Source organism: Streptomyces sp. SID14478 (assembly GCF_010548525.1).
GTDB lineage: Bacteria > Actinomycetota > Actinomycetes > Streptomycetales > Streptomycetaceae > Streptomyces.
The window spans coordinates 1-8,204 of the sequence record NZ_JAAGMG010001070.1 but is presented as its reverse complement, the minus strand read 5'-3'; the positions used below and the strand labels follow the sequence as shown (position 1 = coordinate 8,204).

At 72.9% G+C, this 8,204-nt stretch carries 7 protein-coding genes; 2 read left to right on the top strand and 5 right to left on the bottom strand.

Features of this window, described 5'->3' with window-relative positions; all coding sequences use genetic code 11:
* Both G3I40_RS48010 and G3I40_RS34970 read left to right on the top strand, forming a co-directional pair.
* Positions 1–1,259, top strand: a 1,259-nt coding sequence (locus G3I40_RS48010; RefSeq protein ID WP_164558872.1) for a tetratricopeptide repeat protein, incomplete at its 5' end; no start/stop codon positions are given.
* The gene (locus tag G3I40_RS34970; RefSeq protein ID WP_164558871.1) at positions 1,256–1,807 is read left to right on the top strand and encodes a GNAT family N-acetyltransferase; all 552 of its coding nucleotides are present in this window, start codon (positions 1,256–1,258) and stop codon (positions 1,805–1,807) included. The genes G3I40_RS48010 and G3I40_RS34970, both read left to right, overlap by 4 nt.
* Positions 1,808–1,831: 24 nt before the next feature.
* On the opposite strand, the gene G3I40_RS34965 is transcribed toward G3I40_RS34970, so the two are convergent.
* The 5 genes from G3I40_RS34965 to G3I40_RS34945 form a co-directional block, all read right to left on the bottom strand.
* On the bottom strand, positions 1,832–2,902 hold the full coding sequence (locus G3I40_RS34965) for an acyl-CoA desaturase (protein WP_203645333.1): 1,071 nt from the start codon (positions 2,900–2,902) through the stop codon (positions 1,832–1,834).
* 100 nt (positions 2,903–3,002) lie between these two features.
* Positions 3,003–4,118 carry a ferredoxin reductase gene (locus tag G3I40_RS34960; protein ID WP_164558869.1) on the bottom strand — a complete coding sequence of 372 codons (1,116 nt, stop codon included), beginning with the start codon at positions 4,116–4,118 and terminating at the stop codon, positions 3,003–3,005.
* Between the two features lie 435 nt (positions 4,119–4,553).
* Positions 4,554–5,516: a phosphotransferase gene (locus G3I40_RS34955; protein WP_164558868.1), complete on the bottom strand. Its 963-nt coding sequence runs from the start codon at positions 5,514–5,516 to the stop codon at positions 4,554–4,556.
* A 178-nt stretch (positions 5,517–5,694) separates the two neighbouring features.
* Complete coding sequence (locus G3I40_RS34950) at positions 5,695–6,429, bottom strand: VOC family protein (protein WP_164558867.1); 735 nt, start codon at positions 6,427–6,429, stop codon at positions 5,695–5,697.
* Positions 6,430–6,488: 59 nt separating this feature from the next.
* Positions 6,489–7,679 carry an amidohydrolase family protein gene (locus tag G3I40_RS34945; RefSeq protein WP_164558866.1) on the bottom strand — a complete coding sequence of 397 codons (1,191 nt, stop codon included), beginning with the start codon at positions 7,677–7,679 and terminating at the stop codon, positions 6,489–6,491.
* Positions 7,680–8,204 lie beyond the last annotated feature (525 nt).

The following is an 8,204-nucleotide window of genomic DNA, read 5'->3' as shown; positions in this document are numbered from 1 at the left end:
ACGACCTGGTGCGTCAGCACGCGCGCCGGGCCGGTGCGGAACAGGACTCGCCCGCCGAACGCGAACGGGCCCTCGGCCGCTTCCTCGACTACTACGTGCACGCGGCGGCCGCCGCCGACACGGCCCTGCCGTTCCTGTCGCCCGCCCCGCAGGCCCGGGCGGGCCGGGCACCGGCCGCGCTGCCGCACTTCGCCGACAAGAACGCGGCCTTCGCCTGGCTCGTCGCCGAGTACGAGAACCTGGTGGCCGCCTTCGAGACGGCGGCGGCCGTCGGCGCCGACGCGCACGTGCGCGAGCTGCCCCGGTTCCTGCGGGCCTACTTCGCACGACGCTGCGGCACGACCCACCTCAACGCCCTCTTCGAACGGTCCCTGGCCGCCGCGGAGCGCCTCGACGATCCTCGTCAACTGGCCCTGGCACACAGCGACTTGGGCTTCGCCCGCTATAACGCGGGGCGCACGGCCGAGGCAGCGGCCGCGTACGGGACGGCGCAGCACCTGCTGTCGACGACCGAGGACACCGCCCTGGAGGCCGAACTGACCCTGCGACGCGGTTACTTGAAGTGGGACGAGGTGGACTCGCCGGAGGAGCCCCTCGCGCTCTTCCGGCTGGCACGGAAGCTGTACGCGAACGCCGCCTGCCCGACGGGCTCCGCCCATGCGGCCGCCTCCGAGGCGTGGGCGATGCTGCAGCTGGGCCGGCGCGAGGAGGCGGCCCAGCTGGCCCGCGAGGTGCTGGACGTTCCGCACACCGACCCCACCTGGCCGCCCGCGCTCACGGCCCGCCTCACCCTCGGCATGTCCCTCACCGACGACGCACCGGACGAGGCGGCCCTTCACCTGCGTCAGGCACTGTCACAGGCCCGCGAGGACGGCCACCTCAACAACGAGGCGTGGTGTCTGAACTGTCTCGGCGTCGCGCTGCGCCGCATGGGCCGGTACGAGGAGGCGCTGACCCGCCACCGGGAGGCGTTCGCCCTGCTGGACGAGCTGTTCGAGGAGCACTGGCAGGTCCGCTTCCTCCACGGGTACGCGGAGACCTGCCGCCTGGCGGGCCTGCCCGAGGAGGCGCTGCGCCTGCACCGGCGGACCCTGGAGCTGGCCCCGGGCCGGGGACTGCGGCACGAGGAGGCGCTGGCCCACGAGGGCATCGCCGTCCTCCTCGACGCGACGGACCCCGGGGCGGCCGCCGGACACCGCGCCGCGGCCCGGACCCTGCGGCAGGACACACCGCACGTATCCCGCACAATGACCCCATGACCGAGATCCACACCCCCCGCCTCCTCCTGCGCCGCTGGCACGAGATCGACGATCTCCACCCGCTGGCCGAGATCCACTCCCAGCCCGAGGTGATGCGCTTCCTCGGGGACGGCTCCGTCCTGGACGCGGACGCGACCGCCGGGCGGATCGAGGAGTGGGAGGAGGAGTGGGACGACGAGGGCTTCGGGGTCTTCGCCGTCGAACTCCTCGGTTCGGGCGAGCTGGCCGGAGCGGTCGGTCTCACGGTGCCTCAGGGGCTCCCCGAGTACGCGCACGAGGTCGCCGTCACCTGGCTCCTCGGCCGCCAGTTCTGGGGCCAGGGCTATGCGAGCGAGGCCGCCCAGGCCACGCTGGAGTACGCGCTCCAGGACCGCGGCCTGGAGCGGATCGTCGCGCTGACGAAATCGGCCGACGAGGCCTCCGCCAACGTCGTGCGCAAGCTCGGGATGACCTTCGAGAAGGAGATCACCCGCCCCGCGGCGGGCCCGTCGGACGCCGAGGACACGCTGCGCGTCCACGCCATCGACCTCACGGAGTACGAGGCCTGATCGGGCCCCGCCCCGTGGTACGTCCTAGGGCAGGACGTGGCGCAGGACGCGGCCCCACATCGACGCGTACTGACGCCACAGCGGTCCGGTGACGTACGGGAGGCCGTAGCGCTCGCAGATCTCCCGTACCTGCGGGGCGAGTTGGGCGTAGCGGTTGCTGGGCAGGTCGGGGAAGAGGTGGTGCTCGATCTGGTGGCTGAGGTTGCCGGCGAGCAGGTGCAGGAGCGGGCCTCCCTCGATGTTCGCCGACCCCTGGATCTGGCGCAGGTACCACTCCCCACGGCTCTCCGAGTCGATCCGCTCCTCGTTGAACGTCTCTACGTCGCCGGGGAAATGGCCGCAGAAGATGACCGTGTGCGCCCAGACGTTGCGGGCGGCGCTCGCGGTGACGTTGCCCAGGAGGCAGGGCAGCGCGGACGGGCCGGCCAGCAGGGGGAACAGGAGGTAGTCCTTGGCCGCCTGGTGAACCGCCTTGCGTGCCAGGCTCGTTACGTCTCCCAGCAGGCTGCGCACGCTCTTGCGGCCCGAGGGCACCGCGTCGACCTCCAGGTCGTACAGGGCGATGCCCCACTCGAAGACGGGCGCCAGCAGGGCGGTGTACAGCGGCTGGAGCAGGTGGTGCGGGCGCCAGGGCTGGTCCGCACTCATGCGCAGGATGGTGTAGCCGAGGTCGCGGTCGCGGCCCACGACGTTGGTGTACGTGTGGTGCAGGTGGTTGTGGGTGCGTTTCCAGGCGTCGGCGGGGGTCGCGAAGTCCCACTCCCAGGTGGTCGAGTGGATCGCCGGATCGCCCAGCCAGTCCCATTGGCCGTGCAGGATGTTGTGGCCGAGCTCCATGTTCTCCAGCGTCTTGGCGACCGCGAGCAGGGCGGTGCCCGCCACCCAGGCGGGCGGGACGAGCGAGACGGTGAGTGCGAGCCGGCCGCCGACCTCGCAGCCGCGCTGCACGGCGATCACCGTACGGATGTAGTGGGCGTCGTCCGGTCCACGGGCCGCGATGACCTCGGCGCGCAGCCGGTCCAGTTCCCGGCCCAGTTCTTCGGCGCGGTCACCGCCCGAGGCCGCGGTCTCGACCACGGGCACAGGGGTCGGCATCGGGTTCGCCATGGGTGTCGGTGTCCGTGTCGGTATCGGTATCGGTGTCGGTATCGACGTCGGTACGGGCATGGGAGCCTCCTCGGAGAGCTCTGATGTGTCACAGGTCGAGGACGAGAGGGCCCGCGGCGCCGTTGACGCAGGTCTGGATCAACTCGCCCGGTCCACCGTGCAGTTCACCCGTGCGCAGGTCGCGCACCCGGCCGTCCAGGAGCGGGACGAGACAGCCGAGGCAGAGGCCGCGCCGGCACCCGTGGGGCATGGGCACCCCCGCCGCCTCGCCGACCTCCAGGAGCGGCGCCGCCGCCGTGGCATCCGCCTCCACGCCACTGCGGCCGAACCGCACCCGGCCGCCGACGGCACCGGCTTCCGGCACGCGCAGGGGTACCAGGTGGAAGCGCTCCACCCGCAGCCGCTCCCGCGCACCCGCGGCGGCCCACTGCCTCTCGGCCGCGTCGAGGAGCCCGGCCGGACCGCAGGCCCAGGTGTCCCGACCGGCCCAGTCCGGGCACAGTGCGCCGATCCGGTGCGCGGTGAGCCGCCCCTGCGTGCGCGTGTACGTCACTCGGACCCGCAGCCAGGGCAACCGGCGCTCCATCGCGGCCAGTTCGGCACGGAACAGGCACTCGTCCGGCGACGGCGCACTGTGCAGAAGCAGCGTGTCGGGCACGCCGTCGCCGCCGTGCCGCGCGAGCGAGCGCAGCATTCCCACGACGGGCGTGATGCCGCTGCCCGCCGTCACGAACAGCAGATCGCGGGCCAGGGGCCGCGGGAGCACGAACTCCCCCTGTGCCGGGCCGAGTCGGAGCACCGTGCCGGGCTTCGTACGGTGCACCAGATGCGGGGAGACCCGGCCGTCGGGACGGGCCTTCACGGTGACGGTGAGCTCGCCGCCGGGCACCCTGCCGGGTGGCGACGTGAGCGAGTACGTACGCCAGTGCCGCACGCCGTCGATCTCGACGCCGAGCGGCAGATACTGTCCGGCCCGGTGCCCGTTCCAGCCCCTGCCCGGCCGGATCACCAGCGTGGCCGCGCCGGGCGCCTCCCGCCGCACGGCGCGCACCCGGCCCGCGGGGTGCCGGGCGGACCACAGCGGATCGACCAGGCCGAGATAGTCGTCCGGCGAGAGCGGACTGGTCAGCCAGGACACGGCCGCGAGCGCGGCCCGGCCTCCGGGCCGCGAACCTCCCGGCGACAGCCACGGATGTACGGACATGCGGGTGAGCGAAACACACCGGGCGCCGCACCACACCGCCGCACGGGCCGCTTTGCGCCGTCCCCGGCAGGGCCCCCGTCAGGCGGTACGCGCCGACGCCCAGCGTGCGACCCCGCCGGAGCGTTCGAGGATGGCCCGATAACGACGGGCCGAGCGCCACACCCTCCCCTCGCCCACCGCACCGCGGTCACCCGCGCCATGAGCGGCTCCGCCTCCTCCTCGGTCGTGTCCGGCGGAACGACGAGCAGGTTCCGGCACCCGTGCCCTCCCGGTGATCCGGCCCGGGACGGACGACGCGGGCGCCGCCGCGGCTCGTGGACGCCTTCCGCGCGGCCTGGGCGGGCCCCTGGCCGAGCCGACCACCCACCGCTCTCCTCGCCTCCGTCCACCGAGGGCGGCGCGCGCCCGCACTCACGCGCCCGGCTCCGGGCATTCTCAGCCCAGGGCGCCCATGAGAGCGGTGACGTAGGCGTCCAGCCGCTCCGCCACGACGTGCGTCGTCAGATCGCTCCTCCCGGCCGCCCGCCATGGCCGCGACACGAGGTCCAGTTCTTCGGAGAACGCCAGCGCGTCCCGAACCAGCCAGTACAGCCGCTCGTCCGCGGCCGCGGCCAGCACCCCGCCGGCCTTCTCGTACGCCTCGGCGAACCACAGCCCCCACGCGGGGCCGTGCAGCAGCGCGAGGTTGGCGGAGCAGTGCGCGACGTCGAGGTCCGCCGGGCCCCAGGAGGTGGCGGCCCAGTCGACGACGCCGGTGATCCGCGCGCCCGCGGGCTGCGCGGACGGCATGTCGAACAGCACGTTGCCCGGCTGGAAGTCCCGGTGCAGGAACCGTCCTTCGTAGGACGGCGCGGGCCTGCGGATCACGTCGATCGCGGCTGCCCATGTCTGCGCGTCGGCGCCCTTCGGCGTCACGACGGTGTCGGCGGTCGTCAACGTCACGTATCCCCGCGGTCGTTCGACGGGCCGTACCGCGTGGATCGCCACGAGTTGACGGGCCAGCAGCGCGGCGCGCTCCTCGACTCCCTCGTCGTCGAGGACTGTCCGCCCCGCCAGATGCGTCATCAGGAGCGACGGGTACGCGCAGTGCGCGGCGGTCGGGTCCACCGCGACCAGGACGGGAGCGGGCACGCCGGTTCCCGGGAGCAGGGTCAGGGCGCCTGCCTCCCGGTGCAGCCAGTCCTCGGCCTGTTCCAGGCGGGACGGGTCGACGAACGACCGCAGCACCAGGTGGCGGGTGCCGCCGTCCCTCGTCCCGATGGTCAGCCGCCGCATTTCGGCGGTGATGCCGCCGTGCAGTGCCTCGGCGCTCACGACCCGTTCCCCCGCCTCCAGGTGCCGGCTCACCCAGGCCAGGGTCGCCGGGTGGACGGCGGATGCCTCATCGTGATGGATCATCCGGCCATCCCATCCGGACACCCGTCCGCACGGCAACTGCTTTTGCGTCTGCGGCGGTACGCCGTGCACCGCCTGCCGGGGCGCAGCGATCAGCGGAGCCGCGTTGCGCGGAACTCCCCAGGCGCAGCAACCCAGTTGGACCAGGTGACTTGTACCCGGTGGGCCCTCCGTCGGCGCCTCAGAGCGGGCGTACCGCCAGGCCCCTGATGTCCGTGATCGGCGGGGTGCCCCCGGTCAGCAGGAGGGTGGTGATCCGGTCGGCCGGTCCGGCGGCGAAGTGGACGTGGCCGCCGGGCAGGGGGACGACCGTGCCACCGGCGTCGACCGGGACTTCCGTGAGCCGGGCGAGCCAGGCGGCGGCCGCGGACGGATCGGGCGTCTCGATCACGAAGCCCGCGAGGTCGTGCGTCCCGCCGTTGCCCCCGCCGCCGCGGTAGGTGTCGAGGATGACCTGCCGGTCAGGCGTGTAGGTGACGAAGAAGGGCGCCCAGCGCGGGGCGTCCCTGAGGAAGGCCTCCCGGAACGACACGGGTGAGCCCTCGCGGGCGAAGGTGAGCAACTCGACCTCGTGCCCCTGGCGTCGAAGGCGCTCGGTGGTCGCGGCGACGTCAGTGACATGGATGGAGAAGTTGAGTGCGCCGCCGCCCGCCGCGAGAGTGTCGTCGACGAACGGCATCATCGGTTTCATCGCTCTGCCGTACGGGCTCCCGGCGAACTCGGCGCGGTCGACGACGCTGAGGATCTCGATGTAGCGCACGCCCAGTCGCCACGCGCCGTTCCGGAAGCCCAGGTGCGCCGGGTTGGCGTGGGCGGGCAGCCCGGCTTCGGTGTACGCGGCGACGGCGGACTCCACCTCGGGAACACAGTGCAGGAGATGGTCGAACTCCGGTGATTCCCCTGACGCGTTGGCCATGACGCACCCCTCCCTTGAAGTTAGGTAACCCTAACAACAAGGGGGGCTTCGTGACGCCCTTACTCGGCGGCGCCGGCCGCGTAGTGCCTCCCTGCCGCAACGACGGTCTTGACGGACTGCAGCGCGCCGAGATCGGTGAGCGGGTTGCCCTCGACGACGAGGAGATCCGCGCTGAAGCCGGGGGTGAGCTGCCCCGTCTCGCTCCCGACTCCCAGCGCGCGGGCGGCTTCCGTGGTGGCCATCGCCAGGATGCGCTCCTTGGGCAGGCCCAGGTGTTCGTAGAAAGTGAGGCTGGCGGGCAGCCCGTCGAAGCCCGCCCGCTGCACGCCCGCGTCGGTCCCCGCGATCAGCCGCACACCCGCGTCCGCCATCTGCCGTACGGCGTCGAACATGGCCTTCGCGCGCTCGGCACCGAAGAACTTGGGCAGCATGGGCCAGTGGGGGCTGATCGTCGGGCACACATGGATGTTCTTCTCGACGATCCGGGCGATCACGTCCGCACGGACCTCGATCCCGTCGGACGTCATCCAGGAACAGTGTTCGATGGTGTCGACGCCCGCCTCGACCGCGGCAGCGATGCCGTCGGTGCCGTGTGCGTGCGCGGCGACCGGGAGACCGGCGCCGTGCGCGGCGTCGACGAGCGCCGCCAACTCCTCGGCGGAGAACTGGGTTTCCCAGCTCTCGGCGCCGCCCTTGGTGAGCCGTCCCCCGGTCTCCATCACCTTGATGACCTTGGCGCCGGCGTCGGCATTGCGCTGCACGAGCGCGCGCACCTCGTCCGGCCCCGAGGCCTCGCCTCCGAGGAACCAGCAGTGCCCTCCGGGCGGCGTGACGGGTGTGGTGGCCGAGACGATCCGGGGGCCTGCGGCCCGGCCCGCGCCGATCGCTTCCGCCAGGCGCAGGGCGAGGCCGCCCCGGTCGCCGAGGTCGCGCACGGTCGTGACGCCGACGCCCAGCAACTGCCCGGCGCGCGACGTCATGTCGGCGAACAGCGCCTCGTCGTCCTGGTCCTGGAGCGTGGCGACCGGCCCCGGTCCCGCGTCGAAGCAGAGATGGACGTGGGCGTCGATCAGTCCGGGCAGAACCGTCCCGGTGGGGTGGGCGAGTCGGGGCTCGTCGGGCCGGGCCTGGCGTTCGACCTCCTCACGCGGGCCGACACAGGCGATGACGCCCTCCCGTACGAGAACGGCCCCGTCGGGGATGACGTGCCGGTCGGCCCCGGCCAGGACGTGGGCGGCGGTGATCAACATACGGAGGTTCCTTCGCGTCGATGGATGACAGCCACTGTGACAGGGGTGTGACCAGATCTTCGGTGCCGCGCACCAAGTGCGCTGCCGGCGGGCCGCCTGATCACCGCCTACGAAGCCGACGTACGGGAAGTGCGGTGCACGGCCGCCGACGCCTTCGCGCTGGCCCGGGCGCTGACGCACCGCGACCGCCCTCGCCTCCCGGCTCCGGGACCCGGCGAGTACCGGCCAGCCCGCCACTCCCCGTCCCGGCAGCGGTCGTTGCCTCAGCCACGTAAGAGAGCGCTGACCCCTTGCGGGGTGCGAAGGAGACGATCTAGCGTCACGCGCGGTGCATGACAACGATGTCCACGAGTGAGTGCACGGCGGGAGTGGTATGCAATCAACGCGATTCACACCGAACCGGAACGGGTCGGCGCGACGGCGCCCGAGAGGCCGACTGGCGGCGGCCGCGCTCTGTATCGCCCTCGCCGCCGCGGGTTCCCTCTCCGGCACGGCGGCCGGCGCGGACGCCACCGGTCCGCCGGC

Bases quoted from the DNA above. Each gene is read 5' to 3' on its own strand.
- G3I40_RS34965 (WP_203645333.1), bottom strand. From the start codon at position 2,902: ATGCCGACCCCTGTGCCCGTGGTCGAGACCGCGGCCTCGGGCGGTGAC.
- G3I40_RS34970 (WP_164558871.1), top strand. From the start codon at position 1,256: ATGACCGAGATCCACACCCCCCGCCTCCTCCTGCGCCGCTGGCACGAG.
- G3I40_RS34945 (WP_164558866.1), bottom strand. From the start codon at position 7,679: ATGTTGATCACCGCCGCCCACGTCCTGGCCGGGGCCGACCGGCACGTC.
- G3I40_RS34960 (WP_164558869.1), bottom strand. From the start codon at position 4,118: ATGTCCGTACATCCGTGGCTGTCGCCGGGAGGTTCGCGGCCCGGAGGC.
- G3I40_RS34950 (WP_164558867.1), bottom strand. From the start codon at position 6,429: ATGGCCAACGCGTCAGGGGAATCACCGGAGTTCGACCATCTCCTGCAC.
- G3I40_RS34955 (WP_164558868.1), bottom strand. From the start codon at position 5,516: ATGATCCATCACGATGAGGCATCCGCCGTCCACCCGGCGACCCTGGCC.